This window comes from Comamonas sp. E6, from assembly GCF_001010305.1.
Taxonomy (GTDB): Bacteria; Pseudomonadota; Gammaproteobacteria; order Burkholderiales; family Burkholderiaceae_C; genus Comamonas; species Comamonas thiooxydans.
This window is the reverse complement of the sequence record NZ_BBXH01000011.1, coordinates 68,147-91,721: the sequence shown is the minus strand read 5'-3', so window position 1 is coordinate 91,721 and position 23,575 is coordinate 68,147. Positions and strand designations below refer to the sequence as shown.

At 62.9% G+C, this 23,575-nt stretch carries 21 protein-coding genes and 1 pseudogene; 9 read left to right on the top strand and 13 right to left on the bottom strand.

Translation table 11 applies throughout. The features are described from left to right. Window positions 1-50 precede the first annotated feature (50 nt). The 4 genes from CSE6_RS10210 to tolB all read right to left on the bottom strand — a co-directional run bounded on the left by CSE6_RS10210 (window position 51) and on the right by tolB (window position 3,550). Window positions 51-875: a ThiF family adenylyltransferase gene (locus CSE6_RS10210; protein ID WP_034356714.1), complete on the bottom strand. Its 825-nt coding sequence runs from the start codon at window positions 873-875 to the stop codon at window positions 51-53. After that, window positions 875-1,636 (bottom strand): tol-pal system protein YbgF, encoded by a 762-nt coding sequence (ybgF, locus tag CSE6_RS10205; protein ID WP_012837777.1) that lies wholly within the window; start codon window positions 1,634-1,636, stop codon window positions 875-877. Before ybgF ends, CSE6_RS10210 begins: the two co-directional genes overlap by 1 nt. Continuing rightward, the gene (pal, locus tag CSE6_RS10200; protein WP_034356711.1) at window positions 1,636-2,163 is read right to left on the bottom strand and encodes a peptidoglycan-associated lipoprotein Pal; all 528 of its coding nucleotides are present in this window, start codon (window positions 2,161-2,163) and stop codon (window positions 1,636-1,638) included. Before pal ends, ybgF begins: the two co-directional genes overlap by 1 nt. 67 nt (window positions 2,164-2,230) lie before the next feature. Beyond that, entirely contained in the window at window positions 2,231-3,550 is a 1,320-nt protein-coding gene (gene tolB, locus CSE6_RS10195) for a Tol-Pal system beta propeller repeat protein TolB (RefSeq protein ID WP_034361226.1), read from the bottom strand. Between the two features lie 300 nt (window positions 3,551-3,850). Between tolB and msbA the strand changes: the two genes are divergently transcribed. Further along, window positions 3,851-5,719, top strand: a complete 1,869-nt coding sequence (gene msbA / locus CSE6_RS10190; protein WP_034356707.1) for a lipid A export permease/ATP-binding protein MsbA — start codon at window positions 3,851-3,853, stop codon at window positions 5,717-5,719. A 112-nt stretch (window positions 5,720-5,831) separates the two neighbouring features. Here msbA and CSE6_RS10185 read toward each other — a convergent pair whose 3' ends face one another. From CSE6_RS10185 to mltG, 6 genes are all read right to left on the bottom strand, one after another. Then, on the bottom strand, window positions 5,832-6,560 hold the full coding sequence (locus tag CSE6_RS10185; protein WP_034356706.1) for an ankyrin repeat domain-containing protein: 729 nt from the start codon (window positions 6,558-6,560) through the stop codon (window positions 5,832-5,834). Next, window positions 6,557-7,387, bottom strand: coding sequence for a TatD family hydrolase (locus CSE6_RS10180; protein WP_034356703.1), 831 nt, complete (start codon window positions 7,385-7,387; stop codon window positions 6,557-6,559). Before CSE6_RS10180 ends, CSE6_RS10185 begins: the two co-directional genes overlap by 4 nt. 112 nt (window positions 7,388-7,499) lie before the next feature. Beyond that, window positions 7,500-7,823 (bottom strand): PilZ domain-containing protein, encoded by a 324-nt coding sequence (locus tag CSE6_RS10175; RefSeq protein ID WP_012837773.1) that lies wholly within the window; start codon window positions 7,821-7,823, stop codon window positions 7,500-7,502. Between the two features lie 123 nt (window positions 7,824-7,946). After that, the gene (gene holB / locus CSE6_RS10170) at window positions 7,947-8,972 is read right to left on the bottom strand and encodes a DNA polymerase III subunit delta' (protein WP_059440458.1); all 1,026 of its coding nucleotides are present in this window, start codon (window positions 8,970-8,972) and stop codon (window positions 7,947-7,949) included. Then, a complete protein-coding gene (tmk, locus tag CSE6_RS10165; RefSeq protein WP_034381236.1) occupies window positions 8,969-9,658 on the bottom strand; it encodes a dTMP kinase in 690 nt (229 codons plus the stop codon). The genes holB and tmk overlap by 4 nt, the downstream gene beginning before the upstream one ends. An 89-nt stretch (window positions 9,659-9,747) precedes the next feature. Further along, on the bottom strand, window positions 9,748-10,740 hold the full coding sequence (mltG, locus tag CSE6_RS10160; RefSeq protein WP_034356694.1) for an endolytic transglycosylase MltG: 993 nt from the start codon (window positions 10,738-10,740) through the stop codon (window positions 9,748-9,750). Between the two features lie 44 nt (window positions 10,741-10,784). Here mltG and CSE6_RS10155 point away from each other — a divergent pair, with 44 nt between their 5' ends. Further along, window positions 10,785-11,741 carry a folate-binding protein YgfZ gene (locus tag CSE6_RS10155; protein ID WP_034356692.1) on the top strand — a complete coding sequence of 319 codons (957 nt, stop codon included), beginning with the start codon at window positions 10,785-10,787 and terminating at the stop codon, window positions 11,739-11,741. A gap of 211 nt (window positions 11,742-11,952) precedes the next feature. Further along, window positions 11,953-12,239, top strand: a pseudogene (locus CSE6_RS10145) (heme-binding protein); the annotation flags it as partial. Window positions 12,240-12,552: 313 nt separating this feature from the next. Here the strand turns inward: CSE6_RS10145 and CSE6_RS10140 are convergent. Continuing rightward, window positions 12,553-13,410 carry a GNAT family N-acetyltransferase gene (locus CSE6_RS10140; protein WP_059440457.1) on the bottom strand — a complete coding sequence of 286 codons (858 nt, stop codon included), beginning with the start codon at window positions 13,408-13,410 and terminating at the stop codon, window positions 12,553-12,555. Window positions 13,411-13,426: 16 nt separating this feature from the next. Beyond that, on the bottom strand, window positions 13,427-14,407 hold the full coding sequence (locus CSE6_RS10135; protein WP_059440530.1) for an alpha/beta hydrolase: 981 nt from the start codon (window positions 14,405-14,407) through the stop codon (window positions 13,427-13,429). A 906-nt stretch (window positions 14,408-15,313) separates the two neighbouring features. Between CSE6_RS10135 and CSE6_RS10130 the strand changes: the two genes are divergently transcribed. The 5 genes from CSE6_RS10130 (at window position 15,314) to CSE6_RS10110 (ending at window position 21,021) form a co-directional block, all read left to right on the top strand. Beyond that, window positions 15,314-15,622 carry a DUF3649 domain-containing protein gene (locus CSE6_RS10130; protein WP_034356687.1) on the top strand — a complete coding sequence of 103 codons (309 nt, stop codon included), beginning with the start codon at window positions 15,314-15,316 and terminating at the stop codon, window positions 15,620-15,622. Then, window positions 15,619-17,331, top strand: a complete 1,713-nt coding sequence (locus CSE6_RS10125) for a PepSY domain-containing protein (RefSeq protein WP_059440455.1) — start codon at window positions 15,619-15,621, stop codon at window positions 17,329-17,331. The genes CSE6_RS10130 and CSE6_RS10125 overlap by 4 nt, the downstream gene beginning before the upstream one ends. 2 nt (window positions 17,332-17,333) lie before the next feature. After that, window positions 17,334-17,693, top strand: a complete 360-nt coding sequence (locus tag CSE6_RS10120; RefSeq protein ID WP_034356680.1) for a DUF3325 domain-containing protein — start codon at window positions 17,334-17,336, stop codon at window positions 17,691-17,693. Window positions 17,694-18,033: 340 nt separating this feature from the next. Next, window positions 18,034-18,750: a DUF4198 domain-containing protein gene (locus tag CSE6_RS10115; RefSeq protein WP_059440529.1), complete on the top strand. Its 717-nt coding sequence runs from the start codon at window positions 18,034-18,036 to the stop codon at window positions 18,748-18,750. 45 nt (window positions 18,751-18,795) lie between these two features. Then, window positions 18,796-21,021 carry a TonB-dependent siderophore receptor gene (locus tag CSE6_RS10110; protein ID WP_059440454.1) on the top strand — a complete coding sequence of 742 codons (2,226 nt, stop codon included), beginning with the start codon at window positions 18,796-18,798 and terminating at the stop codon, window positions 21,019-21,021. A gap of 145 nt (window positions 21,022-21,166) precedes the next feature. Here CSE6_RS10110 and CSE6_RS10105 read toward each other — a convergent pair whose 3' ends face one another. Then, entirely contained in the window at window positions 21,167-22,138 is a 972-nt protein-coding gene (locus CSE6_RS10105) for an AraC family transcriptional regulator (RefSeq protein WP_034356674.1), read from the bottom strand. Between the two features lie 143 nt (window positions 22,139-22,281). Between CSE6_RS10105 and CSE6_RS10100 the strand changes: the two genes are divergently transcribed. Beyond that, window positions 22,282-23,454 (top strand): FAD-dependent monooxygenase, encoded by a 1,173-nt coding sequence (locus tag CSE6_RS10100; protein WP_059440453.1) that lies wholly within the window; start codon window positions 22,282-22,284, stop codon window positions 23,452-23,454. Window positions 23,455-23,575: the final 121 nt, after the last annotated feature.

The following is a 23,575-nucleotide window of genomic DNA, read 5'->3' as shown; positions in this document are numbered from 1 at the left end:
ATTGTAATCTATTTTTTCCGGCTCTTTGCCTAATTCTTGAATTAGTTGGATTAGCTTGGTTTGCGAGCCAACTGATCAAGTACCCAGCCTGCTGCGCACTGACCAAAGGTAGCTGTCACAGCCACGACCGAGCCATAGCCGTGGCAGTTGAGACTGCCATCACCGCCCTCGATTGAGCAAGATGCATCCGGTGGTGCGACAGCCTCGCGGCTGAACACACAAGTCACCCCCATGCGCTTGCCATCCTTGGGAGCGCCATGCTGCTTGCGCAGTCGGTAGCGCAGCTGTGACAGAAGCGGATCATGGGTTGTCGCACTCAGGTCTGCAATGTCCACCAAGTGGGCCATGCGCTTGCCACCTGCAGCACCAACGGAGATAAAGCACTGCCTGGTTTTGCGCGCATGCGCCGCCATTTCGGCCTTGGCCTTGATCTGATCGCAAGCATCTATCACCGCATCAACATCTGCCGGCAAGAGTTGCTGCCAGTTGTCTGGATCGACAAATTCATCGATGCAATTGACCTCGCAGGCTGGATTGATCTCGGCGATGCGATCACGCATGGCATCGATCTTGGCCTGACCGACAGTGCTGGTCAGCGCGTGGATCTGGCGATTGATATTGGACTCGGCCACATGGTCCATATCGATCAGAGTCAAGCGGCTCACGCCGCTGCGCGCCAGAGCCTCGGCCGTCCATGAACCGACTCCGCCCACACCAACCACCACCACATGGGCCGCACGAATCCGGGCTGCCCCCTGCACGCCGTAGAGGCGCTCCAAACCGCCAAAGCGGCGCTGCACATCTGCTTCTTCCATAGAAAAAACAGCGCCGGATCGGGGCGCTGTTTCCGCTTGAGGCTGAGAATATTCGGCCATTACTTGAGCGTCGCCAGCTTGGACTTGGCAATCCCTGCGGCTTCCGAGTTCGGATAGGCCTGCAGCAGCTCTTCCAGGGTCTTGCGAGCTGCCTTGGTGTCCTTGAGCTCCACCAGACAGTTGGCGATGGACAGGGCCGCTTCGGGTGCACGAGCATGCATGGGCGCATTGGTCATGACCGAACGGAAATTGGCGATGGCATTCTTGTAGTCGCGCGTGGCGTACTGCGAGTTGCCCAGCCAGAAGCGCACCGACGGCGTATAGCCGCTCTTGGGCCATTGGCGCAGGAAAGCGGCGAAGGCCTGACCGGCCTCGGGGAACTTGCCCGAACGGAACATGCCCAGAGCCTGCTCGAATTCCTGCTGCTCATTGCGATCGGCAGTGAACTCCACGCCGTCCACGGTCACGCTCACGGGCTCGAACTGGCGCAGGCGCTCGTCAAAGCCCTTGGCCAGATCTTTCTGACCACGCTGCAACTCCGCGGCGTCGCGTGTCAGTTGCTCGTTCTGACCTCGCAGCTTGGCCTGGTCCGACTTGAGCGACTCGATCTGCGACTGCAGATCCAGCAGGCTGCGGCGGGTCTGCTCCTGCGATTGCTGCAGGCTGTCAACGCGCTGGCGCAGTTCGATGATAGCGCGGCGCGCCTCGTCATCACCAAACAGGGCTGCATGGGCGCTGATGGCAGAGCCGGCCAGCAGGCCGGCCGCCACCATGCGAGGCAGCGTTGCGTGACGGAGAGTCAACAAGGCCTGCTTCATCATTAACGGTAGTTGATTTCAACGCGACGGTTTTGGGCGTAAGCGTCTTCGCTATGACCTTCAGCAGCGGGCTTTTCCTTGCCGTAGCTCACCGCTTCAACCTGAGCGTCGTTCACGCCCAGCAGGCCCAGAGAACGGCGCACGGCTTCAGCGCGCTTTTGACCCAGGGCCAGGTTGTATTCACGGCCGCCGCGCTCGTCGGTATGGCCTTCCAGCTGCACCTTGGCTGCGGGGTTGGCCTTGATGAACTTGGCATGGGCTTCGATCTGGGGCTGTGCATCAGCCTTGACAGAGTAGCTGTCAAAGTCGAAGTAGACGATGCGGCTGACACCCTGAGGGCCTGCCTTGGAAGCGGCGGAACCGGTCAGGTCCACGCCCGACACGCCACTTTGGCCCTGGCCGCTTGCGCCAGCACCCTGGCTGGACAGCGAACCGTCAACGGGCTTGTCGTCCAGCTTGACGCCAGAGCTGCAACCTGCGACCAGCGCGGTCACAGCCAAAGCCAGGGAAAGACGTTTGATAGTCAACATGAGATTTCTCCGAACAGTCCACAACGGACTTCATCACTAGAAAGAAAGAGGGAAAGCAAACTTCAGATCAGTGTTTTTGGAACGGGCCCCAGTCGGGCTCACGTATGTCTCCACTTGCACCGGCCAGACGCGCCTTGATCTTGCCGTCCAGCGTTGTGGTCATGAGTGCTTCACGGCCGCCCTGAATGGTGGCGTAAACAATCAGACGGCTATTGGGCGCAAAACTCGGGCTTTCGTCCGCCGTGGTGTCCGTGACCGAGTTCACTGTGCCTGTCGCCAGATCCATGACCTGGAGCTTGAAGCCACCGCCTACGCGGGAGATATAGGCCAGCCATTTGCCGTCGGGGCTGATGGCGGGCGAGATGTTGTAGTTGCCGGTGAAGGTCACTCGCTCGGCGCTGCCGCCCGAGGACGAGACCTTGTAGACCTGAGGTGCACCGCCACGATCGCTGACAAAGTAAATGGTGCGGCCGTCACTGGAGAAGCAGGGCTCGGTATCGATGCCGCTGCTTTGCATGAGACGACGGGGCTCGCCGCCCTGGGCGCTGAGAAGATACAGCTGCGAGCCGCCGTCGCGGCTCAGCGTCACGGCCAGACGGCTGCCGTCTGGCGACCAGGCGGGAGCGCTGTTGGAGCCGCGGAAGTTGGCCAGCAGACGACGATGGCCGCTGGCTACATCATGCACATAGACCACGGGCTTGCGTGACTCGAAGGACACATAGGCCAGTTGCGTGCCGTTGGGCGCCCAGGCTGGGGAAATGATGGGCTCGGGACTGGACAGCGCGGACTGGGCATTCTCGCCGTCCGCATCGGCAATCCACAGGCGGTAATGGGCACCTGCCTTGGTCACATAGGCAATGCGGGTGGAGAAAATGCCTTTCTCGCCCGTGAGCTTTTCATAGATGTAGTCGGCAATGCGGTGGGCCACGAGGCGCAGATCGCCGGTGGTGACTGCGAAGCCCTGACCACCCAGATCCTGGCCCTTGACCACATCCCAAAGGCGGAAGCGCACATCCCAGCGGCCATCCGCCAGACGCGTGATGCTGCCGGTCGCCAGCGAATCGGCACCCTTCTGACGCCACTGGGCCACATCGGGGCGTGAGGTCTCGTCAAGCGCCAGGCCCGAGGCATCCACACCGCGGAACTGTCCGCTGCGCTCCAGGTCGGCCTGGATGATGGCGGAAATCTTCTGTGGGGCCGAGCCCTCTCCCTTGAACTGGGCAATTGCGATCGGCAACTGTGTCAGGCCCACGCCTGTTACCTCAACCCTGAACTGGGCCAGTGCCGGAAGGGCCGGCGTGGCGGCTAACGTTGCCAGCATGGCTCTGCGGGAAGCGCGCGGCCCTGCCGCCCAGGTTGTCAGGGATGGAAGTCGGTCAATAGTCATTGGCAGCCATCAAAATTTCCGGAATTGCCCGGTACAAACACAAGCGCGAATGTTACACACACTGACGGATTCCTGATGTAAGAACGTGCTCAGTAGGGTGATCAAACGCAAGTGCCACAAAACTTTCAGATCGGGAGCATGCCAGAGTCTGCATGAGCGCAGAGGCAATCCCCTCGCCGATTCTGCCGCAGGCTTGCGCTTTATATTCAAACAGGCATAGTTGGTTACAACTTCATCCCAAATTTCATCTATTGAGATCCGTGCGGACTCCAAAAGCACAAGCCCTAAAATCACGCGCTTATGCAAGCCACACCGTCCCCATCGCCGAGCGAGACCGCCAAGGCCGTCCCTGCCCCAGCTCCCGCTCAAGCAGCCCCCGTCAATCCATCCGAGCTGCCGCTGATGCAGCGCCTCAAGCGCCTGACGCCTTATTTCTCGGGCCAGCGCTGGGCCTGGGGTCTGGCCATCCTGGCCACGCTGGTGGGGGCAGCCACCGAGCCCGCCATGCCGGCACTGCTCAAGCCCTTGCTTGACAGCGGCTTTACGGCTGGCTCGCTTGCGCTGTGGACGGTGCCGGTGTTTCTGATCGGCCTGTTCGTCATTCGCGGCCTGGCCCAGTTCACGGGCCAGTACGCTCTGGCACGCATCACCAATGACGGCATGCTGGGTCTGCGCCAGAAGCTGTTCGAGCGTCTGCTGGCCGCGGACATGAGCCTGTTTTCCAGGCAATCGGCATCGGCGCTGTCCAACACCATCGTCTACGAGGTGCAGACCGGTGCCCAGCAGCTGGTGCAGGCCATGATGAGTATCTCCCGCGACGGCTTCACACTGATCGCCCTGCTTGGCTACCTGATCTATCTGAACTGGCAGCTCACGCTGATCGTGGCCTTCATGGTGCCGGGTGTGGCCTGGGTCATGAAGACGCTGTCGCGCCGCCTCTATCGCATCACCAAGTCCAGCCAGACGGCCACCGACGAGCTGGCCTATGTGGTGGAGGAGAACGTGCTGGCCCACCGCATGGTGCGCCTGCATGGTGCCCAGGCTTCGCAGCAGTCGCGCTTTGGCGAGTTGAGCCGGCAGCTGCGCGGCCTGAACACCAAGGCCACCATCGCCTCGGCCGCCATGACGCCGCTGACCCAGGTGCTGGCGGCGATCGCGCTGTCGGTGATTCTCTGCATCGCCCTGTGGCAAAGCCGCGAAGGCGGCGCCGCCATCGGCTCGGCCAGCGTGCAGGATGTGACCGTGGGCGGCTTTGCCGCCTTCATCTCGGCCATGCTGATGCTGATTGCGCCCATTCGCCGCATGGCCGATGTGGCCAACCCCATCACGCGCGGCGTGGCCGCACTGGAGCGTGGCCTGGCCCTGCTCGAAGGCTCCACCGACGAGCAAGGCGGCAGTTTCAAGCCCTCCGCCAAGGTCAGCGGCGCGCTGCAGCTGAGCGATGTGAGCGTGCAGTTCGGCGCGGACAAGGCTCCGGCCCTCTCGCACCTGAGCCTGAACGTCAGGGCCGGCGAAGTCGTGGCCCTGGTCGGGCCGTCCGGTGCCGGCAAGACCACGCTGGTCAATCTGCTGCCCCGCTTTTTCTCGCCCACCAGCGGCCAGATCACTCTGGAAGGCGTGCCCGTGGCCGACTGGGACCTGAACACGCTGCGCCAGCAGTTCGCCATGGTCAGCCAGGACGTGGTCATGCTCAACGACAGCGTCGCGGCCAATGTGGCGCTGGGCAAGGATATTGACGAGGCCCGCGTCTGGTCCGCGCTGGAGGCGGCCAATCTGGGCGACTTCGTGCGCAATCTGCCTCAGGGCCTGCACACCCTGGTGGGCCACAATGCCAGCCAGCTCTCGGGCGGTCAGCGCCAGCGCCTGGCCATTGCGCGCGCGCTCTACAAGGACGCGCCCATCCTGATTCTGGACGAAGCCACCTCGGCGCTGGACAACGAATCCGAGCGCCTGGTCCAGCAAGCCCTGAACCGGCTGATGCAGGGCCGCACCACGCTGGTGATCGCCCACCGCCTGTCCACCATCGAGCATGCGGACCGCGTGGTGGTCATGGAGCGCGGCCAGATTGCCGAGCAAGGCTCGCATGCACAGCTGATGGAGCTGGGCGGCCTCTATGCCCGCCTGCACAACCAGGTGCGCAGCTCGACCCCCGGAGAGCCTCAAATTTAAGAGCTGCTACCGCATATGAACAAAGGACTTCAGAGTCAAATAACTCTGAAGTCCTTTTTCATTGGGCGCTAGCAGCTATCAAAATATTAATGACGGCGGTGAACTGCGCCCACTACCAGCTCCCGCGCGAGGGCTGGGTACGGCGCTCATGCTGCAGCGCCTTGCCCAGCAGATCGACCATGTACTGCCGGTCCACCAGCCTGGCGAAATCCGCTGCCGTCATATTGCGCTGGTTGCGCAGCGTGATGTCCGCCCCCTCCTGCAGCAGCAGCCTGACCACGGCTTCGCTGCTGTACTGGGCGGCCAGCATCAGCGGCGTGCTGCCGTTCGGTGAAGCGGCATCGATATAGGCGCTTTCCTCCAGCAGCAGCTTGATGATGTCCAGCGTCTGCGGCGTATCGGCAGAGGCCGCGTAATGCAGCGGCGTCCAGCCCTCGCGATTGACGTCGGCACCGCGCTTGATCAGCTCGCGCACAATGTCGAGATGGCCCTTGATGCAGGCCATCATCAGCGGCGTCTCATTCTGGCGCGAGGCCAGATTGACATCGATGCGCGGCGCCTTGAGCAGCACATCGAAGACTTTGAGCGAGTCCTGATGCAGGGCCGCCACCAGCCCCGGCCGCCCGCGCGAATCCAGGGTGTTGGCGTTGAAGCCGCGAAAGATCAGATTCACCATGGCACTGGAGTTGTCGCTGACCAGCGCCCGCGAATAGTCCTCGTAGTCATTGGCTCGTGCCAGTCCTGGCAGGCCAGCCACCCCGACGACAGCAGCACCGGCCCAGCGCAGGCTCTGGCGGCGGCTCAATGATGATGCAATCGATGGGGCAGCAAAAAGACTCATGCACTGGCTCCAGAGTTCGCTGACAAGGTCACGCCCTTGAACAGGCGGTCAAAGTTGGCACTGGTGGCGGCGGCCACCTCCTCGATGGAAATGCCGCGCACCTCGGCAATCTGCTTGGCCACAAAGGGCACATATGAAGGATTATTGGTCTTGCCGCGGTAGGGCACGGGCGCCAGATAAGGACTGTCGGTTTCTATCAACAACCTGTCCAGCGGAACGAAGGCCGCCACGTCGCGCAGATGCTGGGCATTCTTGAAGGTCACGATGCCCGACAGGGAGATGTAGTAACCCATGTCCAGCCCGGCACGGGCCACTTCGGCGGTTTCGGTGAAACAGTGAAACACCCCGCCGGCCTGGGTGGCGGAATCCGCCTCGCCGCACTCGCGCAAAATGCCCAGGGTGTCGTCAGAGCTGCTGCGGGTATGGATGACCAGCGGCTTTTGCGTGATCTGCGCCGCCTTGATATGCGTGCGGAAACGCTCGCGCTGCCATTCCAGATCGGCAATCGTGCGACCGCCCTTGCGGTCTTCCATGCCGTAGTAATCGAGCCCGGTCTCGCCGATCGCCACCACGCGCGGCAGCGCAGCGCGCTCCACCAGGTCCTGCACGCTGGGCTCGGTCATGTCCTCGGTGTCGGGGTGCACGCCCACGGTGGCCCAGAAATTGTCGTAGTCCAGCGCCAGCTGGTGCACTTCGGGAAACTCTTCCATCGTCGTGCTGATGCACAGCGCGCGCGTGACCTTGGCAGCAGCCATGGCTTCGCGGATCTGCGCGATATTGGCGCTCAGCTCGGGGAAATTCAGGTGACAGTGGGAATCGGTAAACATAGAAATTGGACCGTTCCTGAGCGGCTGCGCCGCTTCCCCAGGGGACGACGCCATCGCTGCGAGACGGCTCTTGCTCGGCGTCTCTGATGTGGGAGCGCGCCAGTGTTAAAAATCAGATTGTCTGGGTCGGCTTCTCGGAGCTCAGGGCCGTGCCCAGAATCTGCTCGATCTTGGCCTTGAGCTCGGCGGACTTGGCATCCTTGGGAAACTGGATGCCCACGCCCTGGGTGCGATTGCCGGAAGCACGCTCGGGCGTCACCCAGGCCACACGACCCGCGACCGGGTAGCGCTGCGGATCGTCGGGCAGGGTCAGCAGCACATAGACATCATCGCCCAATCGGTAGTCACGCTGCGTGGGCACAAAAATCCCCCCTTCGGCGAACAACGGAATATAGGCGGCATACAGCGCCGCCTTCTCCTTGATCGCCAGCTGCATCACGCTGGGACGAGGGGTGGTAGTTGCGTTCATAGTGGATAGCAGAATTCTTGTGGCAGCCGGGCGGCTGTACTCACGAGGTTAACACCCAGAAAAATTTTGACCAAACCCTTGCCTCATGACCTAGCGCACGGCTCTGGCGGCTTTGCCCGAGATCAGCACCGCCCGAGCCCTGGAGGCCAGGGCCTCCATCATCAACCCGGCATTGAAGGGGTGATCGGCCGTGCGCGCCGCCTGCACCAGCTCGCGCGACCATTCGGCCAGCAGCGCCATGGGCAGCGGCTTGCCCGGCAGATCGGCTGGCGAGAAATACCGGGGCTCGCCGCCGCCGGCCAGAGCCATCAGGTCGTGGCAGATTTTCTGCAGCGCCTGCACGGCATCCACGGGAGCAAAAGCCGCCAGCGCAGCCACATCTCCCTTGGCCAGCTGCCTTGGCAATTGCGCCCAGGCGACGGCCTTGCCCGCGTCCGCCGCCATGCGCAGCGCATCGCCGGGTCGGCCGCCGGCAGCCTGCAAGGCCGCAGCGGCATCCGACTCGTTAAGACCTTGCGCCTGCAGCCACTGCGCGGCCTCGGCCGCCGCAGGCCAGGTCATGGTGTGCGTCAGGCAGCGGCTGCGAATGGTGGGCAGCAACTGGTGCGCAGCCTCGCTGGCCAGCACGAAGCGGGTGTCTCCGGGCGGCTCCTCCAGCGTCTTGAGCAGGGCGTTGGCGGTAATCGCATTCATTTGCTCGGCCGGGTAGACCAGCACGGCCTTGCCGCGTCCGCGCGCGCTGGTGCGCTGGCAGAACTCCACGGCATCGCGCATGGCTTCCACGCGGATTTCCTTGCTGGGCTTGCGCTTTTTGTCGTCGATGTCGGCCTGGGCTTTTTCCGGCAGCGGCCAGCCCAGCTCCATCATCTGCACCTCGGGCATGAGCACGCACAGATCGGCATGGGCACGCACCTCAATGGCATGGCAGCTGGCGCAGTGGCCGCAAGCGCCTTGCGCAGACGGCTGCTCGCAAAGCCAGGCGCGCACCAGCGACAGTCCCAGGGCGTACTGACCCAGACCCGAAGGCCCTTGCAGCAGCCAGGCATGGCCACGCTGGGCCAGCAAGCGGCCACGCTGCGCGGCAATCCAGGGCGCTTCGACGTCGACGGCACTCATGGCTTGCTGCCCACCATGATGGCCAGCCAGCCCTTGCGCACCACGGCCTGGGTGATCTGCTGCCACACGGCGTGGCGGCTGGCATGGGCATCGATACGCACAAAGCGCTGAGGCGCAGTCCGGGCTCGCTCCGCATAGCCTTGGGCCACGCGAGCAAAGAACTCGCCGGGCTGGGCTTCGAAGCGGTCGGGAACACGGGCCGTGGCCAGGCGCTCGGCCGCCACTTCGGCGGGCAGGTCAAACCACAGCGTCATGTCGGGCTCGCGCATGAAGTCCGAGTCCGGACCGGCATGCAGCGCGGTACCGGTCTGAGCCATGCGCTCCAGAGCCGACAACTGCTCCCAGCTGAAGCCGCGGCCCGCGCCCTGGTAGGCGAAAGTGGCATCGGTGAAGCGGTCGCTGATGACCACCTCGCCACGCGCCAGCGCCGGCTCTATGACTTGCACCAGATGGTCGCGCCGGGCCGCGAAGGCAATCAGCGCCTCGGTCAGCGGGTCCATGGCGTCATGCAGCATCAGGGCGCGCAGCTTTTCGGCCAGCGGCGTGCCGCCGGGCTCGCGCGTGAGCGTGACCACCCGGCCCTGATCGCGAAAAGCCTGGGCCAGTGCCTCGATATGCGAGGACTTGCCCGCGCCATCGATGCCCTCAAAACTGATGAACAGACCCTTGGGTAAAGCTGTACTCACTGATATTTCCTCTAGTGCGGCGCATGGCGGCACCAGTTGTTTGATTCGACACAGGGCACAGACCACGGCCTGCCGCCCTCAAGGATTGCTTATTGACCGCGTTGGTAGCGGTTGACGGCCCTATTGTGCTCGTCCAGCGAGGCGCTGAAATGGCTGGTGCCATCGCCCTTGGCCACGAAGTACAGAGCCTTGGTCTGATCGGGCTGCACGGCCGCCATCAGCGCAGCCTTGCCGGGCATGGCGATCGGCGTGACGGGCAGGCCCGCACGGGTATAGGTGTTCCAGGGCGTGTCCTCCAGCAGATCACGCTTGCGCAGATTGCCGTCAAAGCTGGCCCCCACGCCATAGATGACCGAAGGATCGGTCTGCAGACGCATGCCTATGCGCAGGCGGTTGGAGAAAACGCCGGCAATCTGTGCGCGGTCTGCGGCGCGGCCGGTTTCCTTTTCCACGATGCTGGCCAGGATCAGGGCTTCATCGGCGGATTTGAGCGGGGTATTGGCCGCCCGCATGGCCCAGGCATCGGCCAGACGGCGATCCATGGCATGCAGCGCACGGCGCAGCACGGCCATGTCCGAGCTGCCCTTGGCGTAGGTATAGGTGTCGGGGAAGAAGCGGCCTTCAGGCGGCACGCCCGCGCGCTCCAGTGCCGTCATCACGGCCTCGTCGCTGAGCCCTGCGCTGTCCTGCTTGAGGAATTCCTCACGCGCCAGCGCCGCACGCACCTGGCGCCAGTTCCAGCCTTCGACAAGCGTCAGCGCACGCAGGCTTTCCTCGCCCCGCGCCAACTTTTGCAGCAGCACATAGGGCGTGAGCCCCGTGCTCAGTTCGTAGTTGCCAGCCTTGATGGCGCGGTCCTTGCCAGAGAAGCGAAACCACGCATAGAGCAGGCGCGCATCGGTTTGCACCCCGGCCTTGACCACGTTTTGCGCCACGCCACGTGGCGTGGTGCCGGGCTCTATCTCCAGCTCCAGACTGGGTTCGGACAACTGCAGCGGCTGGTTCAGCCACCACCAGGCGCCTCCCGCCGCCAGGGCAGCCAGAAGCAGCAAAAATATCAGTGCTCGAATAAGGGCACGCACAAGCTAGATCCATCAGTACACAGAGCGACGATCATAATTCAGCCATGACCCAGCCCAAGACGCTGCCCCTGAACGGCATTACCCCCATTTCCCACCTTGGTGTCATCCGCGCCGTTGGCGCCGACGCAGCCAGCTTTCTCCATGGCCAGTTGAGCAACGATTTCGCGCTGCTCAAGTTCGATCAGGCCCGCCTTGCGGCTTTTTGTACGGCCAAGGGCCGCATGCTGGCCAGCTTTATCGGCTTCAGGCGCAGCGCCGACGAAATCGTGCTGATCTGTGACCGCAGCCTGCTGGCCCCCACGCTCAAGCGCCTGTCCATGTTTGTGCTGCGCGCCCAGTGCAAGCTCAGCGATGCGACGGCTGACTTCGCCCTCTACGGCCTGGCCGGCCAGGCCGCCGAGCAGCTTGCCGGCAAGAATGCAGCCGCCTGGGCGCTCAAGCAGCAAGGCGATGCCCATGTGATCGCGCTCTACCCCGCTGCAGGCAACCAGCGTGCGCTGTGGGTAGGCCCTGCGGGCCAGGCCCCCGAAGGGCAGTTGCTGAGCGAAGACCTCTGGCAATGGTCCGAAGTCCAGAGCGGCGTGGCCACGCTATCGGCTCCCGTGGTCGATGCCTTCGTGCCCCAGATGCTGAACTACGAATCCCTGGGCGGCGTCAACTTCAAGAAGGGCTGCTACCCCGGCCAGGAAGTGGTGGCTCGCAGCCAGTTCCGCGGCACGCTCAAGCGCCGCGCCTATCTGGTTCATGCCGAGCAGGCTCTGAGCGTCGGCCAGGAAGTCTTCAGCGCCGAAGACCTCGAGCAGGCAACCGGCACCGTGGTGCAGGCAGCAGCAGCTGTGCAAGGCGGCTGGGATGCCATCGTCTCGATGCAGATTGCCTCTTCCAGCCGCGACGATCTGTTTGCCCATGCTGCGCTGGCCGAAGGCCAGAGCGCCGATGCGGGTAAGGGCATTGCGCTGCAGCCCCTGCCCCTGCCCTACGAGCTGCTGGCGGATATCTGAACGTCTCGGGCCCGCACTGCCGCAGGCCTGGCAGTGCGGGCCCAGCCACCGCTAAACTTTACTTGCACCTGGGTCATTATCTTTTCCTCAAAAAGATAGCAGACCCCGAAGGCTGGCTCTGCGTTCGCATTGATTCCTCCCACTTGCTGGACGACAAAGTACTGCCGGATGGCAGTGGGCTGCGACGCCTCAACGGCCAGACTTTGCTGGAGCCCGCAGCGCAGCTGCAGCGACCGCCTCCACCCGCAGCATTGCCAGCACCAGCGCCGTGCAGCTGGCCCAGCAGACCGTGGCGGCCTGCAGCGCCGACGGCTACAACGTCAGCGCGCCTCGGTGGTGGACCGCTTTGGCGTGCTGCTGGCCATGGTGCTGGGCGGCGTGCCTCTGAAGATCGGCAATGAAACCATTGGTGCCATTGGCGTAGCCGGTGCGCCTGGCGGCCATCTGGACGAAGCCTGCGCTCATAAGGCCATCACCGCGCTGAAGGATCAGCTGCAGCAATGCCGCCGGCACGCAGCGGAGAAAGGGCTGGGCTCGAGCCTGCGTGCGGCAAGGCCTGCGAAGCAGGCCGCCGCAGAGCGCTCTCGCCAGCGGGTGGCCCCCACCTTCAGCCGCCCGGTCACCTCTGTCCCGGACCTCGCCCGAACGGAATCAGAAGACCCCGTAGCGATAAGCCACATAGGCAGCCGCCGCCACCCCGATCAGACAGAGGACGGTCATGATTCTTGCCATGGGTGCTCCTTCACATCAAGCATCAAATCGGGCTTGAACGCCTACAGATAAAGCGTAATAAGCTATCAAAACAGAGGTTTCAAAGCACTTTGCACATCGTGATGTGGGGAATGCCGGCCTCCTCATAAGGCTCGCCTACCGGCGTAAAGCCTGCGCGCAGATAGAAGGCTTCAGCATGGCGCTGCGCGTGCAGCACGATTTCCTTGTCACCGCGATCGCGCGCCGCATCCATCAGGCTTTCGAGCACCATGCGCCCCCAGCGGCCGCCGCGCACGCTGCGATCCACGGCCATGCGGCCGATACGCCCCACGCCCGGCACATCGCTGACCAGCCGGCCCGTGGCCACGGGCTGGTTCAAGCCGTTGAACAAGACCACATGACGCGCCACAGGGTCGAGCTCGTCGATCTCGATCTCGCGCGGCACGCCCTGCTCGCGCACAAACACGGCCAGGCGCAGGCGCTCGGCGTCGCGCCCCAAATCGTTCCAGCTGCCCGAGCGCAGCGTGACGACCTCCTGCCCTGCTTCATAGGCCGTGAGCAGATCCCGCATGGCCTGGGGAACGGGCCTGGGGGTCTGCGTCGCCGCGTCGGCAAACACATAGACCAGCTCCACGGTGTTGAGCAGCTCCATGCCCCGGAAGATGCCTGCCTCGAACTGCAGCGAGGTATTGCCCTGTTTGACGCAGCGGATGCCGACATCCAGCACATCGCCCAAAGTGGCCGAGCCGTGATAGACCGTGCTGGCCTTTTTCACAAACAGCTCGCCGCCCAGCGATGCAAAGCCTGCCTCGTAAGGAATGGCCAGCTGGCGCCAGTAGTTGGTGATGGCCACATCGGCATACATCAGATAGTGGGCATTGAAGACGATCTTCTGCGCGTCCACTTCGGCCCAGCGTACCTCGATACGGGTAAAGCTGCGAAAGTCCTGTCGATTCATGGTTCTCACTCTGGTTTCAATTCAATCCAAACGCGCCACGCAAGGCCTGCGCCATGTCCCGGTGCGCCTGACGCGCCTCGGCAATCACGCGGCCCATCTTGACGAACTCATGGGTCACGCCCTTGTAGATTTCCAGATCCACAGGCACGCCTGCCATGCGCAACTTGTCAGCATATTCCACGCCCTCGTCCACAAGGGGATCGCACTCGGCCAGGCCGATCCAGGCGGGTGCGACATCGTCGACATCGGGGGCCAGCAAAGGAGCGAAGCGCCAATCTTCGCGATCCTGGCGTCTGGCGATATATTGCGCAAAAAACCAGGTGATGGAAGCTTCTTCAAGAACCAGTCCATGGGCAAAGCGGCGATGGGAGTCGGTATCCTGGTGCGCCGTGGTTCCGGGATAGATCAGCAGCTGCAAGGCAAGCTTGAGGCCGGTGTTGCGCGCTTCGATGGCACAGGCTGCCGCCAGCGTACCGCCGGCGCTGTCGCCGCCGACAGCCATGCGGCTGCCATCCGCCCCCAGGCTCGCCGCATGGGTCGTCAGCCACTGCAGCGCATCCCAGGCATCGTTATGTGCAACGGGGAACTGGAACTGCGGCGCCAGGCGGTAGTCCAGCGACACAACCATGCAACCCGCCAGGTGTGCCAGCTGGCGGCAAAGCTGGTCATGCGTGGCCACGCTGCCTACCGTAAAGCCGCCACCATGCAGATACAGCAGCGCAGGCAAGCCCGCAGCGGGGGCTTCATCGCGGGTCACAGGAGCATAGAGGCGGGCCGGCAGATTCGCTCCGTCGCGTGCGGGAATCTGCAGCTCCTCCACACGGGGCAAGGCCTGCTTGGGGATCTCAAGCACGCCGGCGCCAGCTTCATAGGCCGCCTTGGCAGCTTCCGCACCGAGCTGATGCATGGGAGTGCGCGCGGCCCGCTCCATGCGGCGCAGCACATCGCGCATGGATGGTGTCAGACTGGCTGGCAAAGCCGCAGAGGAATCGGACATGATCACGACGGTAAAAAAACACAGGATGGCATTGTGCGTTGCAACTCCGAAGTCTGCAGGCCAATGCCGACAATTGTTGGTAATCGATACCGTCGCAGACGTTCCATGGAGCCAGCCCATGACAAGCAGCAGCACGGCGGCAGCCGCGGGATCCCGGTGAAGCAGGACCTGCGGCAGGAGCATCCAGACCGTCAGTCCATAGAGCAGGCCCGACATGCCGACATCGTCGCTCACCTGAGTCGAGGTGAACCACAACAGCAAAGAGACCAGAACGGCCAGAGAGCCCATGCAGGGCCTGTGTATCGCGGCTGCCCACTCCGCCCGCCAACACAGCGGCAAAAAAAGCACACGGCTCCTGCAATTCCTGCAAGTACTGCCTGAGAAGACGCATAAAGATGTCCTGTGCCAGATCCTAAACATCCTGCACACAATGCACTCCCCGCTTCAGCCAGTTCAGCTGCCATCCGTGGTGGTCGCAATAGAGCGTGTGCAGAAGAGAAGAAGAACTAGCTTGCGCACCAGGTAGGGCTCAGGGGAATACCGGTCTGCCCCGGCGATGAGTCGCCCACCGCTCCAGGAAGGGCCTTCAGGCGTCCGCCAGGCAGGCAATGGCCCAATGATGGGAAGAACTTCAGATGTCGCTTTTTAGGCTCTGTAAGCCGAATCACAAATAAATAACAATCATTCTCAATTACATCTATACTCGGCTTTACATTTCTTCGCACGCCAGCATGATTTCTTGACGCAAGCCAGCCAGCGAATCGACTGCATCGTTTGGTTGTCTGTCATGCTGAGCTCTCCGTATACCTGCTTTTCCTCGCCAAGGGTGATTCACCCGCGCTTTGTCGTTGCAGCACCTGTCTGCGGCAATCCTTGCCGCCCAGCGCCGGCACATCAGGAGGCGGTATGAAAGCCACATCGCCCCTTATTCACTACCGCCTTGCGATTGCCTCGCGCAGTTTGGCTGCCGTCCTTGGAGGCTATGCGCTGGCCGCATTCAGTACTGCTGCCCTGAGTCTGCTGCTGAGTTCCCTGATGAGCCGCGTGGAGGCGGTGATGACCGCCACCTTGCTGTCCTGGGTCATCTACGCCATGGCTATTGCCTGGACCTTCTATGCACGCACGGCTTGGCTTGCCTGGGCCGGTGTACTCCTTCCTGCCCTAGCCCTAAGCGCAGCGCTGTATGGGCCATTGTGGTTGGGGGTGGAAGCATGACCGCTCCTCAAACCAAGACAAGCGCCAGAACCACGCGTCAGCCCGAGCAGGAGGGTTTTCGCCAGGCCATGTCCTGGCTGCACACCTGGTCGGGACTGATTCTGGGCTGGCTTCTGTTTGCGATTTTCGTCACCGGCACGCTGAGCTTTTTCAAGAACGAATTCAATCTGTGGATGCGACCCGAGCTGCATGGCCTGCCACTACCCGACAGCGACGTTGCGCAACGCGCCCAGGCGGCGCTGCACGAGCACGCGCCGGGCGTCAGCAACTTCATCATGCGTCTGCCCGATGAACGTACGCCGGCCGTCAATGTACTGTGGCGCGACAAGCCCAACAGCCGCTTCGAGACTTTGCTGCTGCACCCGCAAACCGGGGCCGCACTGCAGGCCCGAGAGACCGCTGGCGGAGAATTTTTCTACCGCTTCCATTTCGAGCTTCGCACCGCTCACAAGGGCCGCTGGACGATCCAGGGCCGCTGGGTGGTGGGCGCGGCGACGCTGATGATGTTCATTGCCTTGCTGACCGGCGTGGTCACGCATCGCCGAATCTTCAAGGACTTCTTCACCTTTCGCCCGCGCAAGGGCGGACAGCGCGCCTGGCTGGACGCACACAACGTCTCGGGGGTGCTGGTGCTGCCGTTCTATCTGATGATTACGTTCAGCGGTCTGATGATTTTTCACGCCATGTATATGCCGGCCGGCATAGCCGCCGCCTACCCTGGCGCAAAAGGAACGGATTCGCAAAGCTATTTCTCCGAGTTGCAGGGCGATGTTCCCGGTGCGCGCAGCGCCAGGCGTGGCAGCAACGCACAGGCCGAACCCCTGCCCATGCTGGATCTGGGCCCCATGCTGAGCCAGGCCAGTCAGCTGTGGCGGGGCGGTCGTGTCGGCAGCATCACCGTGCGCAGCGACAGCCAGGGCCCGCTGGTGGAAATCACCCGCCACGACGGCGACAGGCTGCAATACGGACCAGCGCGGCTGCGTTTCGATGGCCGCACCGGCCAGCTGCAAACCCAGGTCGATCCGCAAAGCCCGGCCATCAAAACCTATGGCGTGCTCTACGGCCTGCATCTGGGACGTTTCGCCGACATCGGGATGCGCTGGGTGCTGTTTGGCTTTGGCGTCATGGGGTCGCTGATGATTGCCTCGGGCCTGATACTGTGGTCGGTCAAGCGCCGCGCCCAGGCCCTGCGCAAGACACCTGCCGCCCCCCTGCCCTTTGGCGAACGGCTGGTGGCAAGTTTCAATATCGGCCTCATGGGCGGTCTGCCGCTGGCGATCGCGGCCTATCTGCTGGCCAACCGGCTGCTGCCATTGGAGATGCCAGGCCGCCCCGATGCCGAACTGTCCTGCTTCTTCGGCACCTGGGCGCTGGCCTTGCTGCTGGGCCTGATCCGGCCCACGCGCCAAGGATGGACACTGGTGCTGGGCATGGCCGCCACCACATACCTGCTATTGCCTTTGGTCAATGCCTTGACCACTTCAACGCATCTGGGCATCAGCCTGCCGGCCATGGACTGGAGCTGGGCCGGCATGGACCTGAGTTTTGCGGTCACGGGGCTGATGCTTGCCGCCCTCACCCGACATCTGCTGCAACGCAAATCCCAGCCTGCAGCCAGACATGCGCTCCCCGCCAAGGCTGCGACAGCCCCGGGACGCCAGCCTGGCTCCCAAGGGATCCCTGGCGACAACACTGCGCAGGAGGCATAGCAATGCTGCTCGACTTTCTGTTGTGCTTTGCCGCCTGGACGGCTCTTGCCCTGGCCATGGACCGACATCATGAAGACGCTTGGCCGGATATCGATAGTGAAGCTCCCGCCGCAGTACTGCGCCGCCAGCGCCTGTTCCAAGCCGGCTGGATCCTGCTGGCCTTGTCACTGGGCATTGCTCTGGGCTTTCCGGGCGCAACCACCGCAGCCATGTCGGCCACCGTGTGGACGGCCGCTCTTTGCCTGGCGGCTCTGGCCGCCACCAGCATGGCGACCTGGCAAGCGCAGCGCCTGCCTCTGTTTGGCTTGATGGCACTGGCACTGGGAATACTGGTTTTTACCTTCGACCGCCTCGGTCCTTGACGGACTGCACCCAGAACCCGCAGGGGCCACGAATCAGAGAGTCGCTGAGCATCAATGGCTGAGAACCCAGGCAGCTATTGATGCAACAGGAATCCCGATCATGACCGGGCAAGGACATTGCATGCGCATCGCGATGCAGCAGCCGCCTCGGCCCTTGCATGGCTGGCCGTGGCCAATCGATTGAACAAGAGGTGCAAGGAAAGAGCACAGGGCCATACAAGAGATCAACAGGCGCTCTTTTCTTGGAATCCAGACCGGTGCTTGAGTCTGGATATCGGGCAGAAGACCTTCACTCGTGCAGAGCAATTCATTCACCTATCCAGCATCCAAGGAGATTTTCATGCGCAATTTTTATCATCCCATTGCTCTCGCCACTCTGCTGCTTGCCAGTCTGGGCACAGCCCATGCTCATCAAGTCTGGCTGGAGAACGATGGCGGCCAGGCCCAGTTGTTTTTTGGCGAGTTCAATGACAACCTGCGCGAGACTTCGCCCGGTGCATTGGACAAATTTCTGGCCACACCCACGCTGGCCCAGCAAACAGCCAGCGGCACGCTGCAACTGAGCGGCCAGCGAAATGCCACGGGTTTCAGCTACAACGCGGCAAGCCAGGCCCAAACCCTTTTTGCCAGCGCCTCCTATCCCTTGATCGACCGCAGCAAGCGCAATGAGCCAGCTTTGCTGTGGGTACCTGCGGCCCGCTGGGTAGCAACGCCGACACAGGCCGTGGCCGTCAATGCCCAGGCCCTGGATTTGGTGCCCACGGGCCAGCCGGGCCAATTCATGGTGAGCTTCAACGGTCAGGCCCTGCCCAAGGCCAAGGTGCAAATCGTCGCCCCCTCGGGCTGGTCGCGCGAGGCGCAAAGCGACGAGCAGGGCCGGGTCAACTTTGCCTTGCCCTGGAAGGGCCTGTACGTGGCCGAAGTGCATCACAGCGACAAGCAAGGCGGCGAAGCGCAAGGCAAGCGCTATGGCGAAGCCAGCTATGTGACCACGTTGAGCTTCAGCGTCAAGGACGGCATGCCATCCCCCGCCCTGCCGTCCGCCATCAAGCCCTGACGCAGAGCCTCCCATTCACTCCAGCAACCGCTCCAACCAACCCTGATGGTCATTGTCCGTGACCATCTATTTGACAACAGCATCATGAACTACCCATTCCCCGGCGTACCCAGCCGACCATCGCTGACCTTGCTCAGCGCCCTGGCCTGCCTGAGCCTGGGCACTCAGGCACAGACCTCGCTTCCCGCACCCAGCGCAGACGGCAGTGCCGAAGTCATGCTGGCCCCCGTTACCGTGCAAGACAGCCTGGCCGGCGAAACTGCCACAGGTCCGGTCAGCGGCTTTGTCGCCCGGCGTGCGATCTCGGCCACCAAGACAGATACACCCTTGATCGAAACGCCGCAATCGATCAGCGTGGTCACGCGCGACCAGTTCGAAGCCCAGGGCGTGACCACACTGCGCGAAACCACACGCTACACGGCGGGCATCAACTCCAGCTATTTCGACAACCGCGTGGACTCTTTCAAGGCCCGCGGCGGTGATGTCAGTCAGTACCAGGACGGGTTGCTGCGCACTTACGGCACCTACAACAACATCAAAGTCGAGCCCTACACGCTGGAGCGCGTGGAATTCCTGCGCGGCCCCTCCTCCGTGCTTTATGGCCAGGGCAGCGTGGGCGGTGTGCTCAACCTGACCAGCAAACGCCCCCAGGCCGAGCGCATGCGTGAGGTGCAGATACAGCTGGGCAGCCACGGCCGCAAACAGATTGCCAGCGACATGACGGGCGCCATGGACGACGAAGGAAAGTGGCTCTACCGACTGGTGGCCGTTGGCCGCGACAGCAACACCCAGGTCGATCATGTCAAGGACGACCGCGTGGTGATTGCGCCTTCGCTGACCTATCGTCCCAGCACCGATACTTCGCTGACGCTGCAAGCCCTGTACCAAAAGGACAAGAGCGGCTCCATCACCCAGTTCTTTCCCTGGCAGGGCACGCGCCTGCCCAGCCCCTATGGGCAGATTCCGACAAACACCTTTATCAGCGAACCGGACTGGGACAAGTACGACTCCGAAAACAAGTCCTTTGGCTATCTGTTCAGCCATCGTCTGAGCCCTCAATGGACACTGCGTCAGAACCTGCGCCGCACCATCAGCGAGGTGGACTACCGCACGCTCTACACCAGCTTTGCAGCCAACGCAGCCACGGGCCGTCCGGCACGTCCGGTGTTTGACGCCAACGGCCGCACCGTACAGCGCGATGCCGTATGGCAGATCAATGGCGGACGCATGCTGCTGGTCGACACGCAGCTCGAAGGCCTGCTGCAAACCGGTGAGGTTCAGCACCAGCTGCTTGCAGGCATGGACTGGCAGCGCAACACCAGCAACCAATCCAACTGGCGCGGGCCAGGCACGGCGCTGGATGTCTACAACCCCGTGTATGGCACGTTCACGCCGCCCTCGGCCTCCCGGCTGGTACGTGCGCCCAACGTGTCACAGCGCCAGCTCGGTTTCTATCTGCAGGACCAGTTGCGTTGGGGCCCCTGGACCGCGACAGTAGGCTTGCGTCACGACAAGGCCAAAACCGAGACCGAAGGTCGCCCGGCAGCGGCTGCCGACGACTCTGCCACCACCAAGCGCCTGGGTGTGACCTATCAGGCCGGTGGCGGCTGGGCTCCGTATGTCAGCTACACGGAGTCCTTCCAGCCACTGGGCGGCGTGGACTTCTACGGCACGCCGTTCAAGCCCCAGCGCGGCAAGCAGTTGGAAGCCGGCGTGAAATGGATTCCCGAGGGCAGAGGCATTTCTGGCTATGCCGCGGTTTACGGCCTGCGCGAACAGAATCGCAAGACCAATGATCCGGGCAACCCGCTCAACAGCCTGCAACTGGGCGAGGTCAAAACCCAGGGCTTTGAAGCCGAGCTGATCGCAAGCCTGGCCAGAAACTGGGACTGGACGCTGGCCTATGCCTATACCGACGCAAAAATCAGCCGCAGCAATGCTGGCGACCAGGGGCAGCGCGTGGCCTCGGTATCGCGCCATATGGCCTCCAGTTGGCTGATGCATCGATTTGCCGCTCAGGGCCGCGGAGGCTGGAGTCTCGGCGCCGGTCTGCGCTATATCGGACCACAGTGGAGCGGCACCTCTGCCATCGACACGCCCTCATCCCTGCTGGCAGACGCGATGGTGGCCTATGACGCCGGCGACTGGCGCCTTGCCCTGCATGCCAACAATATCGGCGACAAGGTGGTGATCACCCAATGCCTGTCGCGCGGCGACTGCTTCTACGGCGAACGCCGCAACTTTCTGCTGACTGCCACCTATCGTTACTGAACGGGCAGGCAATGCGAACAATGCCCAGCCGCCACTATGGATCCGAGGCGAAGGCGTCAAAGACACCTTCTCTGCAGTTTGTGAGGTCGGCTGGCAAGGCAGGCTGCGTTTGATTGAAGTGCTGCACGCAAGCGGCTGGAGAACCTCATTTCAGCGCAGCAAATTCGTTTCTGAGCGCCTTGGCGCTGCGCTGATAGGCGCGCGGTGGCAAACCGCACCAGCGCTTGAAGGCGCGGGCAAAAACACGCTCTGACTCGTAGCCGCAATCCTCGGCGATCTGGGCCAGCGGCAAACCCGATTCCAGTTGCTGGGCTGCATGGGCCATACGCTGCTGCTGCAGATAGGCCATGGGCGATTCTCCAACCAGCGCCTTGAATTTTTCGGCAAAGAGCGAGCGCGACATAGCCGCCTCCCTGGCCAGGGCCTGCAAGGTCCAGCCATGGCTGGGGCGGCCGTGGATGGCGGCCATGGCCCTGGCAATCTGCACATCGGCCAGGCCGCGCACCCAGCCTTGACCGCGCTGCTGCTGTGCGGCGAAATGGTTGCTGAGCACGTGGATCAGGACCAACTCACCCAGGCGCGCGGCTGCCAAACGCCAGCCGGCGCGTCGCGCCAGCGAGTCCTCTATCAGAGTCTGCAGCATATTGCCCAGCATGGCCGGTGGAGCGGCCTGCGCTGCAGGTATGTGCAGCAGCGGCGGCAGCAGAGTCAATATGGAGTGCCGGCAGTAGGCAGATATCCAGAGCAGCACCGAATCGATGCGGGTCTGGGCCCCGCCTCCGCCATGCTCGAACGTCAGAGGATTCTCGTCCTTCGGCCCCTGGGCAAAGCGTTCGATCATGCGTGCGAACGGAACCGGTGCCAGCGCGAGGTCCGACGCAATTACGTGCGGACTGCCCAGCGGCAACACCACCAGATCGCCAGGCAAGACCTGCAACGGTGACTGGCCTTGTACTTGCAGCCAGTACGGCTGCCCCTGGGCGATGCGGATCATGGTCCCCGGCACTCCCTCGGACGCCAGCGCCCAAGGCTCACCCAATGAAAAGCTGGCCGTCACCGCGCGCTCGGCTCGGCAGATGGCCAGCACGTCGCTTAAATGGTCGCTGCTTTGTTTCATGGAGGATTCCGGACGATTTGTGTCATTTTATGGATGCTTTGCGCTTCACGTGACAGGCGGCCTTGTCGACACTGGCAGGCACCGTATGCGGGCTGCCTGCGCAGCCCGGAACGTGCAAACCATACCCATATCAAGGAGCAAGCATGTCCAAGACACGATTGAAAATAGGCATTGTGGGAGGCGGCATTGGTGGCCTGGCCGCCGCCAACGCGCTGCACCGCAGCGGACACGAGGTGACGGTGTTCGAGCAGAGCCGGCAATACCTGCGCGTGGGCGCCGACATCAATCTGACGCCCAATGCTGTGCGCGCACTAGACGGACTGGGCGATGCCATTGCGGCTACCGTACGGGCTTCGGCAGCCCGCCCAACGCACCGTATCAGCCGCACCTGGGACAACGGCGAGGAAACATCGCGCCTGACCATGGGCAATGAGGCCGAGCGTCAATACGGTGCGCCACAACTCACCATCCATCGCGCCGACCTGCTGGCTGCGCTGGCCGATGCCTTTCCCCATGAGCAGGTGAAGTTCGCCAAACGCGTCAACCGGATTGTGCAAACCGATGCCGGTGTTGCCGTGGAATTTTCCGACGGCGCGCGAGTCGATGGACTGGATGCGCTGATAGGCTCGGACGGAATTCATTCGGTGGTGCGCACATCCCTGTTTGGCGCAGAGAGCCCACGCTTTACCGGTGTGGTGGCATTTCGCACCGTGGTGCCCACCGAGCGTGTGCGCCATGTTCCCGATATCGGGGCCTTCACCAAATGGTGGGGACCGACTCCTGACAGCCAGATCGTGACCTTTCCGCTCAATCAGGGCCGCGACACCTTTATCTTCGCCACCACCGCGCAGGAATCCTGGCATGAGGAATCCTGGACCACCGAGGGCAGCGTGACCGAACTGCGCAGCTTTTATGCCGGCTTTCATCCACATGCACGAGCCTTGCTGGATGCGTGTGACAGCGTGCTCAAGACGGCTTTGTATGAACGCGACCCGCTGCCGCACTGGTCGCAGGGACGAGTGTCGCTGCTCGGCGATGCCAGCCATCCCATGATGCCGTTCATGGCCCAGGGCGCCGGCATGGCTATCGAAGATGCCGTGGTGCTGGCCCGCAACCTTGATGCAGTGCAGGATGCCGAAGGCGTTGCGCAAGCCTTGCAGAACTACGAGGCCATGCGCAAGCAGCGCACCAGCCAGATCCAGATAGGCTCGCGAGGCAATAACTGGCTGCGTGCCGGAGGCAATGCCGACTGGGTCTATGGCTATGACGCGTGGCAAGTTGCTTTGACGGCCGAGCCGGTTGCCTGCTCTACCTAAACGACAGTACACCCCGGCAGTGTTGCCCTGCGCAGCGCCTTCGGGGGTTGATGGTGCGGTCTTGAACGGGCATCGTGGCGCTGTCGGCATCTGGCGAAAAGCCACGGTGCATGGCTGGCAG